Source organism: Herbihabitans rhizosphaerae (assembly GCF_004216555.1).
In the GTDB taxonomy this organism is placed as follows: Bacteria; Actinomycetota; Actinomycetes; order Mycobacteriales; family Pseudonocardiaceae; genus Herbihabitans; species Herbihabitans rhizosphaerae.
In genome coordinates, this window is record NZ_SGWQ01000004.1 from 280,678 (window position 1) to 300,710 (window position 20,033).

19 protein-coding genes are annotated in these 20,033 nt (G+C 70.9%); 15 read left to right on the forward strand and 4 right to left on the reverse strand.

Annotated elements, in window-relative coordinates; translation table 11 throughout:
- The first annotated feature begins 29 nt into the window (after positions 1 to 29).
- The 4 genes from EV193_RS14685 to EV193_RS14700 are packed head-to-tail and all read left to right on the forward strand — an operon-like array spanning position 30 to position 4,166.
- Positions 30 to 1,904, forward strand: coding sequence for an acetolactate synthase large subunit (locus tag EV193_RS14685; protein WP_130344661.1), 1,875 nt, complete (start codon positions 30 to 32; stop codon positions 1,902 to 1,904).
- Entirely contained in the window at positions 1,901 to 2,407 is a 507-nt protein-coding gene (ilvN, locus tag EV193_RS14690) for an acetolactate synthase small subunit (RefSeq protein WP_130344662.1), read from the forward strand. Before EV193_RS14685 ends, ilvN begins: the two co-directional genes overlap by 4 nt.
- Before the next feature lie 35 nt (positions 2,408 to 2,442).
- Positions 2,443 to 3,456: a ketol-acid reductoisomerase gene (ilvC, locus tag EV193_RS14695; protein ID WP_130344663.1), complete on the forward strand. Its 1,014-nt coding sequence runs from the start codon at positions 2,443 to 2,445 to the stop codon at positions 3,454 to 3,456.
- Complete coding sequence (locus tag EV193_RS14700) at positions 3,453 to 4,166, forward strand: carbon-nitrogen hydrolase family protein (RefSeq protein ID WP_207222643.1); 714 nt, start codon at positions 3,453 to 3,455, stop codon at positions 4,164 to 4,166. The genes ilvC and EV193_RS14700 overlap by 4 nt, the downstream gene beginning before the upstream one ends.
- 4 nt (positions 4,167 to 4,170) lie before the next feature.
- On the opposite strand, the gene EV193_RS14705 is transcribed toward EV193_RS14700, so the two are convergent.
- Positions 4,171 to 4,551: a DUF7715 family protein gene (locus EV193_RS14705; protein WP_130344664.1), complete on the reverse strand. Its 381-nt coding sequence runs from the start codon at positions 4,549 to 4,551 to the stop codon at positions 4,171 to 4,173.
- Positions 4,552 to 4,642: 91 nt separating this feature from the next.
- Entirely contained in the window at positions 4,643 to 5,407 is a 765-nt protein-coding gene (locus EV193_RS14710) for an alpha/beta fold hydrolase (protein ID WP_130344665.1), read from the reverse strand.
- Positions 5,408 to 5,487: 80 nt separating this feature from the next.
- On the opposite strand from EV193_RS14710, the gene EV193_RS14715 reads away from it, so the two are divergent.
- The 10 genes from EV193_RS14715 to EV193_RS34095 all read left to right on the forward strand — a co-directional run bounded on the left by EV193_RS14715 (position 5,488) and on the right by EV193_RS34095 (position 17,104).
- Positions 5,488 to 7,272: an HSP90 family protein gene (locus tag EV193_RS14715; protein ID WP_130344666.1), complete on the forward strand. Its 1,785-nt coding sequence runs from the start codon at positions 5,488 to 5,490 to the stop codon at positions 7,270 to 7,272.
- A complete protein-coding gene (locus tag EV193_RS34555; RefSeq protein ID WP_341273162.1) occupies positions 7,262 to 8,728 on the forward strand; it encodes a hypothetical protein in 1,467 nt (488 codons plus the stop codon). Before EV193_RS14715 ends, EV193_RS34555 begins: the two co-directional genes overlap by 11 nt.
- 437 nt (positions 8,729 to 9,165) lie before the next feature.
- The gene (locus EV193_RS34560) at positions 9,166 to 10,014 is read left to right on the forward strand and encodes a soluble NSF attachment family protein (protein WP_341273166.1); all 849 of its coding nucleotides are present in this window, start codon (positions 9,166 to 9,168) and stop codon (positions 10,012 to 10,014) included.
- A gap of 132 nt (positions 10,015 to 10,146) precedes the next feature.
- Positions 10,147 to 10,458 (forward strand): DUF397 domain-containing protein, encoded by a 312-nt coding sequence (locus tag EV193_RS14725; RefSeq protein WP_130344668.1) that lies wholly within the window; start codon positions 10,147 to 10,149, stop codon positions 10,456 to 10,458.
- Positions 10,459 to 10,512: 54 nt separating this feature from the next.
- A complete protein-coding gene (locus EV193_RS14730; RefSeq protein ID WP_130344669.1) occupies positions 10,513 to 11,049 on the forward strand; it encodes an MOSC domain-containing protein in 537 nt (178 codons plus the stop codon).
- Positions 11,050 to 11,176: 127 nt separating this feature from the next.
- Positions 11,177 to 12,778, forward strand: coding sequence for a phosphoglycerate dehydrogenase (serA, locus tag EV193_RS14735; RefSeq protein ID WP_130344670.1), 1,602 nt, complete (start codon positions 11,177 to 11,179; stop codon positions 12,776 to 12,778).
- A 154-nt stretch (positions 12,779 to 12,932) separates the two neighbouring features.
- Positions 12,933 to 13,973 (forward strand): 3-isopropylmalate dehydrogenase, encoded by a 1,041-nt coding sequence (locus EV193_RS14740; protein WP_130344934.1) that lies wholly within the window; start codon positions 12,933 to 12,935, stop codon positions 13,971 to 13,973.
- A 291-nt stretch (positions 13,974 to 14,264) separates the two neighbouring features.
- Positions 14,265 to 15,917, forward strand: a complete 1,653-nt coding sequence (gene cimA / locus EV193_RS14745) for a citramalate synthase (protein WP_130344671.1) — start codon at positions 14,265 to 14,267, stop codon at positions 15,915 to 15,917.
- 71 nt (positions 15,918 to 15,988) lie between these two features.
- A complete protein-coding gene (locus tag EV193_RS14750) occupies positions 15,989 to 16,615 on the forward strand; it encodes a lipoprotein (RefSeq protein WP_130344672.1) in 627 nt (208 codons plus the stop codon).
- Between the two features lie 87 nt (positions 16,616 to 16,702).
- Positions 16,703 to 17,104 carry a hypothetical protein gene (locus EV193_RS34095; protein WP_242613393.1) on the forward strand — a complete coding sequence of 134 codons (402 nt, stop codon included), beginning with the start codon at positions 16,703 to 16,705 and terminating at the stop codon, positions 17,102 to 17,104.
- Here EV193_RS34095 and EV193_RS14760 read toward each other — a convergent pair.
- Positions 17,101 to 17,889, reverse strand: a complete 789-nt coding sequence (locus EV193_RS14760; RefSeq protein WP_130344673.1) for an inositol monophosphatase family protein — start codon at positions 17,887 to 17,889, stop codon at positions 17,101 to 17,103. The genes EV193_RS34095 and EV193_RS14760 overlap by 4 nt on opposite strands.
- Before the next feature lie 33 nt (positions 17,890 to 17,922).
- Between EV193_RS14760 and EV193_RS14765 the strand changes: the two genes are divergently transcribed.
- A complete protein-coding gene (locus EV193_RS14765; RefSeq protein ID WP_130344674.1) occupies positions 17,923 to 18,705 on the forward strand; it encodes a fumarylacetoacetate hydrolase family protein in 783 nt (260 codons plus the stop codon).
- On the opposite strand, the gene EV193_RS14770 is transcribed toward EV193_RS14765, so the two are convergent.
- Positions 18,702 to 19,958 carry an FAD-dependent oxidoreductase gene (locus EV193_RS14770; protein ID WP_130344675.1) on the reverse strand — a complete coding sequence of 419 codons (1,257 nt, stop codon included), beginning with the start codon at positions 19,956 to 19,958 and terminating at the stop codon, positions 18,702 to 18,704. The genes EV193_RS14765 and EV193_RS14770 overlap by 4 nt on opposite strands.
- Positions 19,959 to 20,033: the final 75 nt, after the last annotated feature.

A 20,033-nucleotide genomic window follows, 5' to 3' on the forward strand; every position in this document is an offset into this window, starting at 1 on the left:
CTGCGAGGCAGAGCCGAATGACAGGGCCGATGACCAGCGCGACATCGCGATCCGCCCCCGAAGACGGGGCCGGAAAACCCGCGAGCGCGACCCCGTCCCCACCACCGCGACCCAAGCCGGCACCACCGACCGGCGCGCCGGTACGGGTCACCGGCGCGCAGTCGCTCGTCCGCTCGCTCGAGGCGGTCGGCGCCGAGGTCGTGTTCGGCATCCCCGGCGGCACGATCCTCCCGGCCTACGACCCGCTGCTCGACTCGACCAAGGTGCGGCACGTGCTGGTCCGGCACGAGCAGGGCGCCGGCCACGCGGCCACCGGATACGCGCAGGCCACCGGCAAGGTCGGCGTGTGCATGGCCACCTCCGGTCCGGGTGCCACGAACCTGGTCACGCCGCTGGCCGACGCGAACATGGACTCCGTGCCGCTGGTCGCGATCACCGGCCAGCAGTCCCGCGCGCTGATCGGAACCGACGCGTTCCAGGAGGCGGACATCTGCGGCATCACGCTGCCGATCACCAAGCACAACTTCCTGGTCACCGACCCCGTCGACATCCCGCGCACGATCGCCGAGGCGTTCCACATCGCGAGCACGGGCCGCCCCGGGCCGGTGCTCGTGGACATCCCGAAGGACGTGCTGCAGGAGCACACCTCGTTCACCTGGCCGCCGGACATGCGGCTGCCCGGCTACCGGCCGACCACCCGCCCACACGGCAAGCAGGTGCGCGAGGCCGCGCGGCTGATCGCCAAGGCGCGCCGGCCGGTGCTCTACGTCGGCGGCGGCGTGATCAAGGCGCAGGCGTCGGCCGAGCTGCTGGAGCTGGCCGAGCTGACCGGCATTCCGGTGGTCACCACACTGATGGCGCGCGGCGCGTTCCCCGACTCGCACCCGTCACACCTCGGCATGCCGGGCATGCACGGGTCGGTCGCCGCGGTCGCCGCCATGCAGCGCTCCGACCTGCTGATCGCGCTCGGCGCGCGGTTCGACGACCGGGTCACCGGGCAGCTGGCCTCGTTCGCGCCGGACGCGAAGATCGTGCACGCGGACATCGACCCGGCCGAGATCTCCAAGAACCGGCGCGCCGACGTGCCGATCGTGGGCGACTGCAAGGAGATCATCACCGAGCTGGTGGCCGCGATCCGGGCGGACAGCGCCGGCAAGCCGGACCTCATCGCGTGGTGGAAGCAGGCCAACTCGTGGCGGGAGAACTACCAACTCGGCTACGAGTGGCCCGGCGACGGCACGCTGTCCCCGCAGTACGTGATCGAGCGGATCGGCTCGCTGGTCGGGCCGGACGCGATCTACACCGCGGGCGTCGGGCAGCACCAGATGTGGGCCGCGCAGTTCATCAAGTACGAGAGGCCGGCCAGCTGGATCAACTCCGGCGGCCTCGGCACGATGGGCTTCGCCGTGCCGGCGGCGATGGGCGCCAAGTTCGGCGTGCCGGACAAGCAGGTGTGGGCGATCGACGGCGACGGCTGCTTCCAGATGACCAACCAGGAGCTCGCCACCTGCGCGATCGAGGGCGCGCCGATCAAGGTCGCGGTGATCAACAACGGCAACCTGGGCATGGTCCGCCAGTGGCAGAACCTGTTCTACGCCGAGCGCTACTCGCAGACCGACCTCGGCACGCACAAGCACCGGATTCCGGACTTCACCCTGCTCGCCGAGGCGTTGGGGTGCGCGGGACTGCGGTGCGAGTCCAAGGACAGCGTGGACGAGGTGATCAAGCGCGCGATGGAGATCAACGACCGGCCGGTCGTGATCGACTTCGTGGTCGGCAAGGACGCGCAGGTGTGGCCGATGGTCGCGGCCGGCACCGGCAACGACGAGATCATGGCCGCGCGCGGCATCCGCCCGCTGTTCGAGGACGACAGCATCGGTGAAGAGCTGGAGGTCCAGCAGTGACCACGCACACCCTCAGCGTCCTGGTGGAGAACAAGCCCGGTGTGCTCGCGCGCGTCGCCGGCCTGTTCTCCCGGCGCGGCTTCAACATCGAGTCGCTCGCGGTCGGCCCGACCGAGAACCCCGAGGTGTCCCGGATGACGATCGTGGTCGCCGTGGAGGACCTCCCGCTGGAGCAGGTCACCAAGCAGCTCAACAAGCTGGTGAACGTCATCAAGATCGTCGAGCTGGATCCGGCGGTGTCCGTGCAGCGTGAGCTGCTCCTGGTGAAGGTGCGCGCCGACGCCACCGTGCGCAGCCAGGTGCTGGAGACCGTGCAGCTGTTCCGCGCCAAGGTGGTCGACGTGTCGCCGGAGGCGGTCACCATCGAGGCGACCGGCACGGCGGACAAGCTGGAGGCGCTGCTGCGCATGGTGGAGCCGTACGGGGTGCGCGAGATGGTGCAGTCCGGCATGGTGGCCATCGGGCGCGGCCCCCGTTCGATCACGGCCACCTCGGCTCGCTGATTTTTCGTTGCTATTGAAGGGAAGTACACACCACCATGTCGGTCGAGATCTTCTACGACGATGACGCCGATCTGAGCGTGATCCAGGCGCGCAAGGTCGCCGTGATCGGATACGGCAGCCAGGGCCACGCGCACGCGCTGAGCCTGCGCGACTCCGGCGTCGACGTCCGGATCGGGCTGCCGGAGGGCTCCAAGTCCCGCGCCAAGGCCGAGGAGCAGGGGCTGCGCGTGCTCACGCCGGCCGACGCCTCCGCCGAGGCCGACCTGATCATGATCCTCGCGCCGGACACCAAGCAGCGCGCCATCTACACCGACGACATCGCGCCCAACCTCTCCGACGGCGACGCGATCTTCTTCGGGCACGGCTTCAACATCCGCTACGGCCTGATCAAGCCGCCGTCCAATGTGGACGTCGCGATGGTCGCGCCGAAGGGGCCGGGGCACCTGGTGCGCCGCCAGTTCGTGGACGGCAAGGGCGTGCCCTGCCTGATCGCGGTCGAGCAGGACCCGTCCGGGGGTGCCCAGGCGCTGGCGCTGTCCTACGCCAAGGGCATCGGCGGCTCGCGGGCCGGCGTGATCAAGACGACGTTCACCGAGGAGACCGAGACCGACCTGTTCGGTGAGCAGGCGGTGCTCTGCGGCGGCGCGTCGGCGTTGGTGCAGGCTGGTTTCGAGACGCTGACCGAGGCGGGCTACGCGCCGGAGATCGCGTACTTCGAGTGCCTGCACGAGCTGAAGCTGATCGTCGACCTGATGTACGAGGGCGGCATCGCGCGGATGCGCTACTCGGTGTCCGACACCGCCGAGTACGGCGATCTCACCCGTGGCCCGCGCGTGATCAACGCGGCGGTCAAGGAGGAGATGAAGCGCATCCTCGCCGAGGTGCAGGACGGCCGGTTCGCCAAGGAGTGGGTGGCCGAGGACGACGCCGGACGGCCGAACTTCACCCGCCTGGAGCAGGCCGGCGAGGCGCACCCGATCGAGGAGGTCGGCAAGAAGCTGCGCGGCCTGATGTCCTGGGTGGACCGCCCGCTCACCGACACGGCGTGAGTCGCGAGGACGCGCGCGGGCTGACCGTCGCGGTCGGACAGCCCGTGTGCGTCGCCGGCGATGTGGCGGCCAACGCGGCGGCGCACGCGGATCTGGTGCGCCGCGCCGGCGCGCGGGTCGTGGTGTGCCCCGAGTTGTCGCTGACCGGGTACGAGTTGGACGGGCCGACGGTCGCGGTGGCCGATCCCCGGCTCGACGTGCTGGCCGACGCGTGCACCGACACCGGGACGATCGCGCTGGCCGGCGCGCCGGTGTGGGAGAACGGGCGCGAGCACATCGCGATGCTGCGGGTGGACCGTGACGGCGTCGCGGTGGTGTACCTCAAGATGCTGCTCGACCCGGCCGAGGCACGGTTCGCGCCGGGGGAGAAGCCGGCCGTGATCGAGGTGGACGGCTGGCGGTTCGGGCTCGGGATCTGCCGCGACTCCGCGTTCGACGACCACCTGCTGCCCACCGTCGCGCTGGGCATCGACTGCTACGCCGTCGGCGCGGTGTTCGCCGCGTCCTCGGCCGACCGTCGGGACACCCGGATGCACGGAATCTCCGTGCGGCACAACGTGTTCGTCGCGCTGGCGTCGTTCGCCGGGCCGACCGGCGGTGGGTTCGCCGAGACCTCGGGCGGCTCCGGCGTGTGGAGTCCACAAGGGACGGTCGTGGACCAGGCGGGCGCGGAACCGGGCGAGTTCGCGACGGCCACGCTCACCCGTTGAACGCTCATAGCGCCGACGGGCGGGCCCGGATCCAGTCGAGGCGACGCTCTATCACCGTCCCAATCGGAAGATCGCTGATGGCGGTGACCAGGCTCGCGGCGAGTACCGGTGCGTTGTGTGTGGGCCAGCCGCCATCCTCCATGCTGGACCGGATCGCTTCGACGTAGTCGTCGAACGCGAGCGGCACCTCGGCCACCGCGGCCGTGGTCGTCGCCTTGTGCGAGTTCAACCCTGCGAATCCGCGCCCGCATCCACAGCCGCCCTCCGGATCGTCCTTATCGCTGGCACAGGCCGGCAGAGCCTGGACCAGTTCACCGTCCACGCACCAGTGATAGTCGTTGTCCCGCTGACCTTGCGTGCGAGATGTGGCGACGAGAACCTTCATGGCGACCCCTCTCTGTGAGCCGCGTCAGCTTGGCACCGGTGCCTGACGTTTCCCCGCCGTTTGCGGAGCGCTGTCGCCCGATGGTGTGAGGTCAGTCCCGGAGTGCGGCGGCCAGCGCCTCGGCGAACCCGTCCGGGTTGTCGATCATCAGGTTGTGCCCGGCGTCCGCGATCACGTGCACCGGAATGCCGGCGTCGGTGGCGATCCGCTCGGCGTCGTCCTCGTCGTCGCGGCTGAGCGCTCCGACCAGGAACGCTCGGGGAATGTCCAACCCGGCCAGCAACTCGCCGGTGGTCGGCGTGGTCAACTCGATCAGCGCGACCGCACTGCGGTGCAACGCCACCGGGTCGGCCAACCGGAACCGCGCCACGAAGTCCGGCCGGTCGATCAGCATCGCCATCCGCCGGAAACCGTTACTGACAAAGGTTTTCTCGTCCATGGCGGCGATCGAGCGGCTCCCCGGCCCGCCGCCGGGCAGCACGTTCGGCTCGGCCACCACCAGCCGCGCCACCAGGTCGGGCCGCTCGGCGGCGAGCAGGATCGCGATCGCGCCGCCCATGGAGTGGCCGACCAGCTCCACGCCGTCGAGGCCGAGGTGATCGAGTACGGCGGCGACACAGCGCGCCTGCGACTCGAGGCCGTAGTCGAACTTGCCCGGCCGGTCCGACAGCCCGTGCCCGAGCAGGTCCACCAGAATCGACCGTCGCCCGGCCAGCAGCGGGTGCGCCGCGATGTGCGCGAAGTCCGAGCCGCCGGTGCACCCCAGCCCGTGCACGAACACCCGCGCCGGGCCGTCGCCCGCGATGTCGATCCACCGGATTCTCGCGCCGACCTCGGGCAGCTGTAACTCGCGCATGCCGGCAACGTAGCGGACGAAGACCGGCCGAAGCGCCGAAAGCCGTCGAGTGCCTCCGCCCGCGCCGATAGGGTGCGTCGGTGCTCCCACAGCAGAACTTCCAGGTCGACCTGCGGGGAGTGGTCGACCTGCTCAGCCACCACCTGTACTCCAGCCCTCGGGTGTACGTGCGCGAACTGATGCAGAACGCGGTGGACGCGATCACCGCACGCCGGCGGACCGAGCCGCACGCGCCGGCCACGATCGGCATCACGGTCGGCGACGGCCGCGTGGTCGTCGAGGATTCCGGTGTCGGGCTGACCCCGGTTCAGGTGCGCGAGTTCCTGGCCACGATCGGGCGCAGCTCCAAGCGCGACGACCTCGGCTTCGCGCGGCACGAGTTCCTCGGCCAGTTCGGCATCGGGCTGCTGTCGGGATTCCTTGTGGCGGACCAGATCCGGCTCACGACCCGCGCGGCCGGGAGCGACGACGCGGTCGCCTGGGTGGGCAACTCCGACGGCACGTACACGGTGTCACCGGCCGAACGCGACAGTGTCGGGACGACTGTGACGCTGTCCGCGCGCCAGGGCGCCGAGCAGTGGTTCGAGCCGCCGACGGTCGCCGAGCTGGCGGCGCTGTACGGGTCGATGCTGCCGTTCGAGGTCACCGTGAACGGCACGGCGGTCAGCGGCACCGGCCCGCCGTGGCGCCGTGACGAACGCAGGCCGGAGCAGCGCACGGCCGATCTGGTCGGCCACGCGCAGGACGTGTTCGGCATGACGCCGTTCGACGTCGTCGAGCTGGACGTGCCGGAGGCCGGTCTGACCGGCGTCGCGTACGTGCTGCCGTTCGCCGCCAACCCGGCCGCGCGGGCGGGGCACCGCGTGTACCTCAAGCGGATGCTGTTGTCGGAGAACGCCGATGGCCTGCTGCCCGACTGGGGTTTCTTCGTGCGCTGCGTCGTGGACGCGACCGAGCTGCGCCCCACGGCGAGCAGGGAGGCGCTGTACTCCGACGACCTGCTCGAGCACACCCGCGAGGTGCTCGGCGAGCGGCTACGCGGCTGGCTCGTCGGTCTCGCGCGCACCGATCCGCAGCGGCTGGCCAGGTTCCTCGGCATCCACCACCTCGGCGTGAAGGCGCTGGCGCTGCATGACGACGAGATGCTGCGGCTGGTCGAGCAGTGGTGGCCGATGGAGACCAACGTCGGCAAGATGACGCTGGCCGAGTTCGCCGCGACGCACGGCGTGGTCCGCTACACGGTGACGGCAGAGGACTTCCGGCAGCTGGCCGGCGTGGCCGCGGCGCAGAACATCGCGGTGGTCAACGGCGGGTACGCCTACGACAGCGAGATCATCGAGCGGCTGTCCACAATGGACACCGAGGTGAAGGTGGAGCAGCTCGATCCCACCGACCTCGCGACCCGCTTCGAGTCGGTCGCGCCGGCCGAGGAGCTGGAGTTGCGGCCGTTCTTGAACACCGCGCAGCGCGTGCTCGACCAACTCGGCTGCGAGGTCGTGCTGCGCGGCTTCGAGCCGGCCTCGCTGCCCGTGCTGTACCTGATCGACCGGGCGGCGGCGTTCCAAGGCGAGCTGCGCGCCACCCGGGAGAAGGCCGACGCGCTGTGGGCCGGCGTCCTCGGCGCGTTCGACAAGCCCGGCGACGACCGCCCGCAACTCGTGCTCAACCACCGGAATCCGTTGGTGCGCAGGACAAGCCGGCTGACCGATCCCGGTCTGATCACCTCGGCCGTCGAGGCGCTCTACGGCCAGGCGCTGCTACTGGGCTATCACCCGATCCGGCCGGCCGACGCCGCGCTGCTGAACCGCTCGTTCCTCGGCCTGCTGGAGTCGGCCGTACCTGGGGAGGACACTCGTGATCGATGACGTCGCGCTGGAGCAGCGGCTCGGCGAAGCAGGGCGGATGCCGTACGGGCGCGGCCAGATCGCCGCGGTGGAGGCGATCGTCCGTCGCGCCGACGCGGAGGCGAACGCCCCGATCCAGTACGCGGCGCGGATCCTGGCGACCAACGCGTACGTGATGGGCGGCGAGCCGGGCAAGGCGTTCGTGCCCTTCGCCTGGTGCCTCGCGGTGCACGACCGCGGCGAGGCCGACCCGCACTACGACCACGAGCTGATGTGGAGCTTCAAGTGGATCGTCAACGCGCTGGCGAAGTTCCCCGAGGTTCCGCTGGACAAGGCGATGGCCGTGCTCGACGACATGGAGCGCCGGTACCGGCTGGCCGGCTACAGCATGAACGCCGTGCACCAGTACCGGGTGGTCGTGGCGCAGCACGTCGGCGACGAGGACACGGCCGCCGAGCACTACCGGCTGTGGTGCGCGGCGCCGCGTGACGGGATGTCGGACTGCGTCGGGTGCGAGCCGACGTCGAAGGTGAGCTACCTGGCCTGGCGGCGGCGCGACGAGGACGCCGTCGCGCTGGCGGTGCCGGTGCTCGCCGGTGAGATGACGTGTGTCGAGCAGCCGCAGTCGATCCTGACCGACCTGCTGTTGCCCTACGTGCGCACCGGCAGGCTCACCGAGGCCGCGGAGGCGCACCGGAGCGCCTATCGCAGGCTGCGCACCGAGCGGCGGGAGCTGGGCCCGATCGCGTCGCACGTGGAGTTCTGCGCCCGCACCGGCAACACCGCGCGTGCCATCGAACTCGTGCAGCGGCATCTGACAGCGCTCGAGGAGCCGCCGTCGCCGTTGGTCGAGATGGAGTTCGCCGCGTCGGGGGCGCTCGCGCTTCGGCTGGCCGCCGAGGCCGAGCCCGGCATCATGATCCGCCGGGACGGCGCGGACGTCGACGCCACCGAGGTCGCCGCCGAGCTTTCCTTGCGCGCCAAGGAGATCGCCGCACGGTTCGACGAGCGCAACGGCACCTCGCGACAGGGCGACCGGTCGCATCGATCCTCGCCGCGGAGCCGCTGGTCGACCATCTGCCGCTGTCGGCCGCGGCTCGCCGACCCGCGCCCGTGGACGAGCCGGACGAGCCGGCCGAACCGGAGATGCCCGCGCTGCCGGCCTCGCCGGAGGAACTGGCCGACTTTGCCGACCAGCAGGCGCGCCTGCTCAACTTCCCCGCGGCGGAAGCGGCCTGGCGGCGGTTCGACGAACTCTGCCCGGACCCCGAGTCCGAGCTGCTGGGCAGGAGGCTCAACGAGGCCGGCGCGGACGCGGTGGCCGAGAGCGGTCCGGAGGAGGCCGAGCGGATCTGGCGGCGCGCGCTCGAGTTGTTCGCCGAGGCCGGCGACGCGGTGCGCGAGCAGGTGGTGCGGCAGCGGATCGGCACGTTGTGGTGCCTCACCGATCGCGTCGACGACGGGTTGGCCGACGTGACCGCGGCCCACGAGCGCATCGAGGAGATCGGTGACGTCCCCGCGCGGTGCGGCTCGGCCAGGCGGCTCGCGCATGTGCTCTGGCTCATCGGCCGGCACGACGAGGCGCTGGACCTGCTGCGCGCGGCGGAGACGATCGCCGAGGACGATCTCACCCGCGCTCTGCTGACCACGGAGATCGCCGGCTACGCCGCCCAGCTCGGCGACGAACGCCGCGACGAGGTGCGCCAGCGCGCCGACCGGGCGGCGGAGCTGTTCCGCGCCACCGTCCCGCCCACCACCGAGGTCTACCTGGAGACGCTGCTCACCGGGGCGCGGGTCCGGGCGGCGGCCGGCGAGTTCGCCGAAGCGGAGCGGCTGTTCGCCGAGGTGACACGGTCCTCGGTGTGGACAAGGCGGTCCAACGCCTGGCACCTGCGCGGTCTCGTCGCCCTCGACATGGACGAACCGGACGCCGCCGTGCGGGCGTTCACCGCGGCCGTCTCGGTGCGGCTGGCCGCGGGAGAGCCCGGTGCCGCCGCGTTGTCCAACCTCGAGCTTGCCTCGGCCGCGCTGGCCGCCGGGCGTCCAGACCAGGCCGCCGACGCCGCCGAGGACGCGATCCCCGAGCTGGAGCGAATCGAGGACCCGTACCGGCTCAACCGGGCGAAGTTCGTTCTGGCACAAGCGCTTTCCGATCTGAACCAGTCGGCACAGGCGGTCGACCTGCTCGCCGAGGCGGTCGAGTACTACGCCGGCACCGACCAGCACCAGGAGGCCGGTCAGTGCTACGGAATCGCGGCGGACCTGCTCGACCGGCTCGACCGGGACGCCGAAGCCGGTGAGCGCTACGAGTGGGCCGGCGAGTCGTACGCCTTGGCCGGCAACGCCGTCGGCGAGCTGCACAACCGGCGGCGCGCCGCCCTGTCCTGGCACTGGGCCGGCGACCGGGAGCGGTGCGGGCGCACGCTGCTGCGCGCCGAGCGCTGCACCCTCGAACTGGGGGCCGAGGAGCCGCGACTGCTCTGGGAGCGGGCCGTGCTGCGGTACGACTCCGCCAGGATCCTGTCCTCGTGGGAGCAGCGCGACGAGGCGGCCGACCGCGCCGCTACGGCGGCCGAGGCCTTCGCCGCGCTGGACGTGCGGTCCGAGCAGGCCGCCGCGCTGACCCTGCGCGGACGGGTACTCGAGGAGGTCGATCGGAAGGCCGAGGCCGCGGACGCGTTCCGCGCGGCGCTCCGCGTGTTGCCGGACGGGAACGACGAGCAGCGGGCGCACATCCAGGAGATGCTCGACGACATCGGCTGACCAAGGCCGCGTCTGACAAACCCGTGGTCGTGATCGACCGAGATTTGTCAGACACGACCTGGCCGCGAGCACCTCCGGGCACGACGCTACGTTGAGTGTCGACACAGACGCGCGGCGAAGGATTTCGATTCGATGAGTGACGAGGACAAGCCGGCACAGCAGACGAGTGCCCCGATCTACGACGACAAGGCGCACGTACGCGGCAAGCTGGACCTCACCAACGCGGAGTGGCAGACCGCCGCCGACACCGACGCGCCGGACTACGACCCGGACGGCGAGTACGTGCAGATCGCGTTCGTGCCGCACACCGACGACAAGACCTACATCGCGATGCGCAACTCGAAGCACACCGGTCCGGACGACACCGTGCTGGTGTTCACCGAGTCGGAGTGGGACGCGTTCGTCCAAGGCGCGAGGGCCGGCGAGTTCGACGAGCCCTGGTGATCATCGCCGGGGTAATCCCGTTGCGGCCCAACGACGTTCTGGCAGCATGGCGGCATGCGAGTCATCGCGGTCGCCAGTAGTCCGGCGCACACGTTCAGCAAGCCCACCCGCGGCGACATCACGCTGCGGGCGGGTCTCGGCGTGGACGGGGACGTGCACGCGGCGGCGACCATCCGCGCCCGGACCAAGCTGGGCGAGGAGATCGACGAGCCGAACCTGCGCCAGGTGCACCTGCAGGCCCAGGAGCTGCACGAGGAGCTGGCCGGCGCCGGGTACCCGATCGAGCCCGGTCAGCTCGGCGAGAACATCACCACGCGCGGCGTCGATCTGCAGGGGCTGCCGGCGGCCACACGGTTGCGCATCGGCGAGTCCGCGGTGGTCGAGCTGACCGGCCTGCGCACGCCGTGTCACCAGGTCAACAAGTTCCGGGCCGGCCTGATGAAGCAGATGGTCGGCCTGGACGCCGACGGCAACGTGGTGCGCAAGGCCGGCGTGCTCGGTGTCGTGGTCACCGGGGGAGTCGTGCGCCCTGGTGACCCGATCGAGGTCGAGCTGCCCGACGGGCCACACTCGCCGCAGGAACCCATCTGAGCCCGTCCACCACGATGTGAGACGACTCGTCCCACGTCGTAGTATTTGAGGCGATCTGGTTACAGCGCGGTAGCCGTGTCGCCATCGGTTGCTAACCCAGCCCATTCCTACCCAGTGGAGCACAGCCGTGACCAACCCCAGCCGCCCTGTCGTCCTGATCGCCGAAAAGCTCGCCCCGTCCGTGCTGGAGGTGTTCGGCGACGAGGTCGAGGTGCGGCACGTCGACGGGACCGACCGGCCGGCGCTGCTGTCCGCGGTGGCCGACGCGGACGCGCTGCTGGTGCGGTCGGCGACCAAGGTGGACGCGGAAGTCCTTGCCGCGTCGGGGAAGCTGAAGGTCGTCGCGCGTGCCGGCGTCGGCCTGGACAACGTCGAGGTGCCCGCCGCCACCGAGCGTGGCGTGCTCGTGGTGAACGCCCCGACCTCCAACATCGTCTCGGCCGCCGAGCACGCCGTCGCGCTGCTGCTCGCGGTCGCCCGCCGGGTGCCGGCCGCCGACGCGAGCCTGCGCGGCGGGGAGTGGAAGCGCAGCTCGTACGCCGGCGTCGAGCTGCAGGGCAAGACCGTCGGCGTGGTCGGGCTCGGCAAGATCGGCCAGCTGTTCGCGCAGCGCCTCGCCGCGTTCGCCACCACGCTGATCGCCTACGACCCGTACGTGTCGGCCGCCCGTGCCGCGCAGCTCGGCATCGAGCTGGTGTCGCTGGACGACCTGCTGGCCCGCGCGGACGTGATCTCCGTGCACCTGCCGAAGACCCCGGAGACCAAGGGCCTGATCGGCGCCGATCAGCTCGCCAAGACCAAGAAGGGCGTGCTGATCGTGAACGCCGCCCGCGGTGGCCTCGTGGACGAGGAGGCGCTCGCCGAGGCCGTCCGAAGCGGCCAGGTCGGCGGCGCGGGTGTGGACGTGTACGCCACCGAGCCGACCACCTCCAGCCCGCTGTTCGAGGTGCCCGGCATCGTGGTCACCCCGCACCTCGGCGCGTCCACCGCCGAGGCACAGGACCGCGCCGGCACCGACGTCGCGCGCTCGGTGCTGCTGGCGCTGCGCGGCGAGTTCGTGCCCGACGCGGTGAACGTGGCCAGCGGGGGAGTGGTCGGCGAGGAGGTGCGCCCGTACCTGCCGCTGGCCAAGAAGCTGGGCCAGGTGCTCGCCGCGTTCAGCGGTGGCAAGGCGCCGTCCACGCTCACCGTCGAGGTGCGCGGCGAGCTGTCCACCGAGGACGTCTCGGTGCTGCCGCTGGCCGCCATGCGCGGCGCGTTCTCGGGTGTCGTGGAGGATCAGGTCACCTTCGTCAACGCGCCGCGGCTGGCCGAGGAGCTGGGTGTCACCGTCGAGACGATCACCGCGCCGGAGAGCGCGGCACACCGCAGTCTGGTCACGCTGCGTGCGGTCTACGGCGACGGCGCCACGGTCCGGGTGTCCGGCACGCTCAGCGGCCTCGCGCAGGTGGAGAAGCTCGTCGAGGTGAACGGGCGGCACTTCGACCTGCGCGCCGAGGGCCACCTGCTGCTGCTGGAGTACCCGGAGCGGCCGGGCGTGATGGGCACCGTCGGCACCCTGCTCGGCGAGGCCGGCATCAACATCGAGGCGGCCCAGATCTCGCAGACCACGACCGGTACCGACGCGGTCATGCTGCTGCGCGTGGACCGTCCGGTGGACCGCTCGGTGCTCGACTCGATCGGTCACACCGTGAAGGCCGCGTTGGTGCGGGCGGTCAGTTTCGACTGACTGGCCTACACGATCACGCGTCACTATTCACCCAGGTGAACCACCCGGTGGAGTGGCGCGATACGTAATGTGTCCAAGATCCAGGTAGCCTTCTGGCGACCTGCAGCCGACACGGTGTCCCGCCGTGTCGGCACAGTACGACCTGGAGGTATGCATGCGGCTCGCGGTGATCCCTGGTGACGGGATCGGGCCGGAGGTAATCGCCGAAGCCCTCAAGGTGCTCGGCGAGGTCGTTCCCGGTGCCGAGGTCACCCGGTACGACCTCGGCGCCACCCGGTGGCACGCCACCGGCGAGCTGCTTCCCGAGTCGGTGCTCAGCGAGCTGCGCGAGCACGACGCGATCCTGCTCGGCGCGGTCGGTGACCCGTCGGTGCCGAGCGGAATCCTCGAGCGCGGCCTGCTGCTGCGGCTTCGGTTCGAGCTGGACCACCACGTGAACCTGCGCCCGGCGCGGCTCTACCCGGGCGTGAAGAGCCCGCTGGTCGACCCCGGCGAGATCGACATGATCGTGGTGCGCGAGGGCACCGAGGGCCTGTACGCGGGCAACGGCGGCCTGCTGCGCAAGGACACCCCGCACGAGATCGCCACCGAGGTCAGCGTGAACACCTCGTTCGGCGTGGACCGGGTGGTGCGCGACGCGTTCGCCCGCTCGGCGGCGCGCCCGCGCAAGCACCTCACGCTGGTGCACAAGACCAACGTGCTCACCCACGCCGGCTCGCTGTGGTCGCGCGTGGTTGAGGAGGTGTCGCTGCAGTACCCGGACGTGACGGTGGCCTACCAGCACGTGGACGCCACCACGATCCACATGGTGAACGATCCCAGCCGGTTCGACGTGCTCGTCACCGACAACCTGTTCGGCGACATCCTGACCGACCTGGCCGCGGCGGTCACCGGCGGCATCGGGCTCGCGGCGAGCGGGAACATGGACATCACCCGGCGCAACCCGAGCATGTTCGAGCCGGTGCACGGCAGCGCGCCGGACATCGCCGGGCAGGGTGTGGCCGACCCGACGGCCGCCGTGCTGTCGGTGGCCCTGCTGCTGGACCACCTCGGCGACCACGAGGCCGCCAAGCGCATCGAGGCGTCGGTGGCCTTCGACCTCGCCACGCGGGACCACTCGCAGCCGGGTGGCACGTTCGCCATCGGTGACCGTCTCGCCGCCCTGGTCTCCTCCAACGCCCGCGACCGCGCCTGATTCGCGAGTCCCGCGCTGTGCACCGGTGAGTCCCGCGCTCTGCATCAGCCTGAGCGCGGGACTCACCGTGTCCGGGCGCGGAACTCGGGCGTTAACGCCCAGAATGTGGGAGATCGGGTCCGAGAATTGGTACTCGGATGGCGGGTGTGGCACCATCCAGTCGTGGCCGTTCACGCCGTGATCATTATTGACGAGCGCGCCGGGTAGCTGAAGCTTCGCACCCAGGCGCGCTGACCTCTCGCATCCGCGAGGGGTCTTTTTCTTTTCCCGCAACGGATCCAGGAGTCCACCGTGAGCCGCACGACCCCCGCAGAGACGCCACTCGGCGACGCCTTCCACCTGTACGACACCACCCTGCGGGACGGTGCGCAGGGCGAGGGCATCTCCTACTCCGCGGCCGACAAGCTCGCCGTCGCGCGGCTGCTCGACGAACTGGGCGTGGGGTTCATCGAGGGCGGCTGGCCCGGCGCGCTGCCCAAGGACACCGAGTTCTTCGCCCGTGCCGCGCACGAGCTGGACCTGCGGCACGCCGTCCTGGTCGCGTTCGGCGCCACCCGCCGCCCGGACACCAAGGCCGCCGACGACCCGCAGGTACGCGCGCTGCTCGACTCGGGAGCGCCGGCCGTCACCCTGGTCGCCAAGTCCGACCGCCGGCACATCGAGCGCGCGCTGCGCACCGACGTGGACGAGGCGTGCGCGATGGTGTCGGACACCGTGGCGCTGCTGGTCGCCGAGGGCCGGCGGGTGTTCCTCGACGCCGAGCACTTCTTCGACGGATACGCCTACGACTCCGACACCTCGCTGCGGGTACTCACCGCCGCGATGGAGGCCGGCGCGGACGTCGCCGTGCTGTGCGACACCAACGGCGGGCAGCTCCCGCTCGGGCTCGCCGACACCGTCCGCGACGTGATCGACAAGACCGGGTTCCGGGTCGGAATCCATTGCCAGGACGACACATCATGCGCGGTCGCCAACTCAGTGGCCGCCGTGCAGGCCGGCGCGACGCACGTGCAGTGCACCGCGAACGGCTACGGCGAGCGGGCCGGCAACGCCGACCTGTTCGCCACGATCGGGAATCTCGTCACCAAGCTCGACATGCCGGTGATCCCGCAGGAGCGCATGACCGAGCTGGCCCGCGTGTCACACGCGCTGGCCGAGATCGCCAACATCGCACCCGACACCCACCAGGCCTATGTCGGGTCCTCGGCCTTCGCCCACAAGGCAGGCCTGCACGCGAGCGCGATCAAGGTGGATCCGTTGCTGTACAACCACATCGACCCCTCGGTCGTCGGCAACGACCAGCGTGTGCTGGTCACCGAGATGGCCGGCAGGGCCAGCCTGGAGCTCAAGGGACGCGAGCTCGGGGTCGACCTTGCCGGCCAACCCGAAGTGCTCACCAACGTCGTCGGCAAGGTCAAGGACCTGGAGGCGCGCGGCTGGTCGTTCGAGGCCGCCGACGCGTCGCTGGAGCTGCTGCTGCGCGACGAGCTCTCACAGTCCACTGTGGACCACACGCCGTTCCGGCTGGAGTCCTACCGGGTGATCCTCGACCACCGGCTGGACGGCGAGATCGTGTCCGAGGCGACCGTGAAGGTGCAGGTCGCCGAGGAACGGGTGATCGCGACCGCGGAGGGCAACGGGCCGGTGCACGCGCTGGACGCCGCGCTGCGCAAGGCTTTGCGGCCGCATCTGTCCTGGTTGGACAGTGTCGAGCTGGTCGACTACAAGGTGCGCATCCTGACCCCCGGCGCGCGGCACCCGGTGAACGGCTCGGACTCGCAGCACGGCACGGACGCGGTGACCCGCGTGCTGGTCGTGTCGGCCGACGGCGGGCAGGAGTGGACCACGGTCGGCGTGCACGGCAACATCGTGGAGGCGAGCTGGCTGGCGCTGTGCGATGCCTTGGCACACAAGGCAATGCGGCTCACTCAACCGGTCGGCTGACTCGTTCTGCCGGCGACCGCCGTGGCGGGTAACGTCACGTGTGGATCATCGTCGACGCGAAGGACACAGCCGTGAAGGCCTTCCTGATGACCGCGAGTGTGGCCGCCGTCGCGGCGCTGATCGCCGGATGCGGTGACGAACCCGCCGCCCAGCCTCCGGCGTCCCAGCCGCCGTCGGCGACGCCCAGCGCCACGCCGCCGACGACCAGCGCGCCGCCACCCGGCGTGTGGCGCGACGACGTCGCTCCCGCGCCCCGTGCCGGCAAGGTCAGCGGGGGACCGTGCCGCCTGCCGGCAACGTTCGACATCGCGCCGGGGTGGACGGTCAGCGCGCCGGCCGAGCAGCCGAGGGGCGCGCTCAACGCCCGCTGCGTGGTCAAGGCGGCCGACGGCTCCGCGGTGATCAAGATGTGGGTGGCCGACACGCCGGGCGCCAACCCGCGTGAGGCGATCGTCGGGTTCGTCGGCGGTGAGACCATCACCGACAAGCCCGAGTACCGGGACACGAACATCGGCCGGATCACCGGCACCGAGGTGACCCTCGCCGGGGTCGAACGGTCGCGGGTGCGTGCGTTCACCGTCACCACGCCGCGCCAGGTGATCACGGTGAGCGTCAACGCGACCGGCAAGGGCGGCGGCGAGCCGGGACTGCCGGCGTACCTGTTGGCCAAGCAGACCTTCGTACTGACCGAGCGCTGAAGAACTCGCGAGTTCACCCGTTGAGGTCACGTGCGCGGCGCGAAGGCGTACTACCGTCGGGTTGTTCCACGCGAATGGAGGACAAGGGTGGCCGAGCACGACGAGCACGTCGAGCCTGAGGACGAGTTCGAGGACGAGTTCGAGGACGATGTCGTCGACGAGGAGGACTTCGGCGCGCTGGAGGACGGGGAGGACAACCCGCTCGGCATTCCGGACGAGGAGACCCTCGAGGACCTGTTGCGCCTGCTGTCCACCAGGGACGCTCCGCGCGTGTTCGCGCTGTGCGAGGTGGCGCCCGGATGGCGTCAGGCCGGCATTTACGCGTGGGGCATGTCCTTCCCCGACCGTGCGCTGCTGTGGGGTACCTCGGAGCGGTTCACCGGCAGCTTCAACTCCGCCGAGAGCGCGCTGGCCCGGCTCGGTTACGGGCGCGACCTGCGGCTGATCTGGCCGGACTTCGTGCCACTGCGGGAAACTCTGGCGAGCTAGCCCGTCTCAGCGATCTCGCGCAGCCGGCCGGTGATCCACTCGGTCATCGGCCGGGGCGCCTCGTCACGCGCCGCGACGAATCCGGGTGCGTGCACGTCGTCCCCGCCGATCGGGACGAACACGCCGCCGACCGACCGCACGAGCGCCGCGCCCGCCGCCACGTCCCACGGGTAGATGCCCAGGTTGCACGCGATGTCCGCGCGGCCGGCCGCCACCCAGGCCAGTGACAGCGCGGTCGAGTACACCCGGCGCACCTCGGCGCGGGCCAGCAGTTCGCCGAGGAACTCGATTTCACCGGACCGGGTGCTGTTCGGCAGCGGAACGTCGGTGAGTACGAGCGGACGCGCACCCTCACCCGGCACCGGCCGCAGCCCGGCGGAGCGCACCCGCAGCGGCACGTCCGGTCCGCCGGTGAAGCACTCGTCGCGGAACAGGTCGAGCACGCATCCCGCGACGATCTCGCCGTCCACCGCGGCGCCGATCGAGATCGCCGCGATCGGCAGCCCGCGCAGGAAGTTGCTGGTGCCGTCGATCGGATCGACGTACCAGGTGACCGAGGTGCCGGCGGTCGGCGCCAGCTCCTCGCCGACGATCGCCGAGCCGGGAACGGCGGCGCGCAGTTCCTCGCGCAACAGCCGTTCGACCGCCAGGTCCACCGCTGTGACCTGGTCGGTCTCACTTTTAGACCAGACCGCCGGCCGCTCCTCGCCGCGCTGCCGGACGAGGTCGGCCGCCTGTTTCACACACCGCTCGGCGACCGCGATCAACTCGAGAGCCCCAGACACGTCGCCACGGTACCGGTGCGTAGGGTCGAAGCCATGCGAGTCGCGCGTATCGCCCACCCTGAGGGAGTCGCCTTCGTCACCGTCGAGGGGGAGGGAGAGGACCTCACGAAGCTGACCGCCGTGGAGGTCGCCGACCACCCGTTCGGCGGCACTCCGTCGACCGGCCGGCGCTGGCCGATGGCCGACGTGCGGCTGCTGGCGCCGATCCTGCCGAGCAAGGTCGTGTGCGTCGGCAAGAACTACGCCGAGCACGCGCGCGAGATGGGCGGCGAGGCGCCCGCCTCCCCGGTGATCTTCATGAAGCCGTCGACCACCGTGATCGGTCCGGACGCGGCGATCAAGCTGCCAGCCGACTCCACGCGGGTCGACTTCGAGGGCGAGCTGGCCGCGGTGATCGGCAAGCCGTGCAAGGACGTCCCCGCCGAGCGCGCGTCCGACGTCGTGCTCGGCTACACGATCGCCAACGACGTGACCGCGCGTGACCAGCAGCAGGCCGACGGCCAGTGGACGCGGGCCAAGAGCCACGACACGTTCTGCCCGCTGGGTCCGTGGATCGAGACCGACGTGAAGCCGGACGACGACCTGGAGATCCGCACCGAGCTGGACGGCGAGGTTCGCCAGCAGTCCGACACCGGCCTGCTGCTGCACGACATCGGCGAACTGGTGGAGTGGATCTCGCGGGTGATGACGCTGCTGCCCGGCGATGTGATCCTCACCGGCACGCCCGCCGGCGTCGGCCCGATGACCGCCGGGCAGACCGTGTCGGTCAGCATCGCCGGTATCGGCACTCTGACCAACTCGGTCGCCAACCGCTAGGCCCGACTACCGGCCTTCGCGTCCGGGCGCCGCGCGAACTCCGGCGCGTGTTCCGGCCGCAGCCCGATGCCGACCATGTACGCCGGGACGGCCCGCATGAACGGCAGCCGGCGCATCACGGTGATCAGCGCCTTGGGGAACGACTTTCGCTCGCCGGTGATCAGCGGGCCGACCACGTTCTCCTGCAGGGTCCGCTGCAGCCTCTGTGTCGCGGCCGTCGCCAGCCACCGGCGGCGGCGCACCGCGGCCAGGTGCGACGTCCGAACGTCCTTGCGCCGCAACGGTTCCGCGAGCAGGCGGGCGGCGGCGACGGCGTCCTGCACGGCCACGTTCACGCCGACTCCGCCGAGCGGTGACATCGCGTGCGCGGCGTCGCCGATCAGCAGCAGGCCGTCGCTGTGCCAGCGGTGCAGCCGGTTCAGCTTGACGTCGAGCATCTTCACCTCGTCCATGCTCTCGATCGCGTCCACCCGGTCGGCCACCTCCGGCGCCATCGCGGCCACCCGCTCCCGGAAGCGCTCGATGCCCTCGGCGCGCACCTGGGCGTCGGTGCCCTTCTTGATGAAGTACGCGTTCTGGAAGTAGTCGCCCCGGTTGATCATGACCATGAAGTTGCTGCCGTCGATCTTGCCGGTGATGCCGCTGACGTCGCCGCCCTTCTCGTCGCGCGGCACGCGGAACCACAGCACGTCGAACGGGACGCCGAACTCCTTGGGGCGCAACGACATGGTGTCGCGCAGGAGTGAGTGCCGCCCGTCGCAGGCGACGGTCAGATCGGCGTGCAGCTCGCCCTCGACGCCGTCACGAGTGCGGTACTGGACGCCGGTCACTCGCTCGCCGTCCCGCAGCAGGCCGGTGACCTCGGTGTTCATCCGCAGGGTGAAGGTCGGCTCCTCGGCACCGGCGTCGGCCAGCAGGTCGAGGAAATCCCACTGCGGCACCATCGCGATGTAGTTGTACGGCGCGCGCAGCCGGCGCAGCTCGCCGAAGGTCACGATGCCGTCGCCGTCGGGGCTCGGAAAGCCGATGGTCTCCAGCTTGCTCTGCGGGATCTCGCGGAACCGGCTGCCGAGCCCCAGCTCGTCGAGTAGCCGCACCGTCGAGGCGTGCACCGTGTCGCCGCGGAAGTCCCGCAGGAAGTCGCCGTGCTTCTCCAGCACGGTCACCTCGACGCCGGCCCGTGCCAGCAGCAGCCCCAACACCATGCCGGCGGGGCCGCCCCCCACCACCGCGCAGGTCGTGCGCTCCGTCATGATCGCCTCCCAGTTCGTTTTCAACAGTTGTTGAATAACCTCAGGATGCACCCCGCCGCCGCACGCGTCAACACG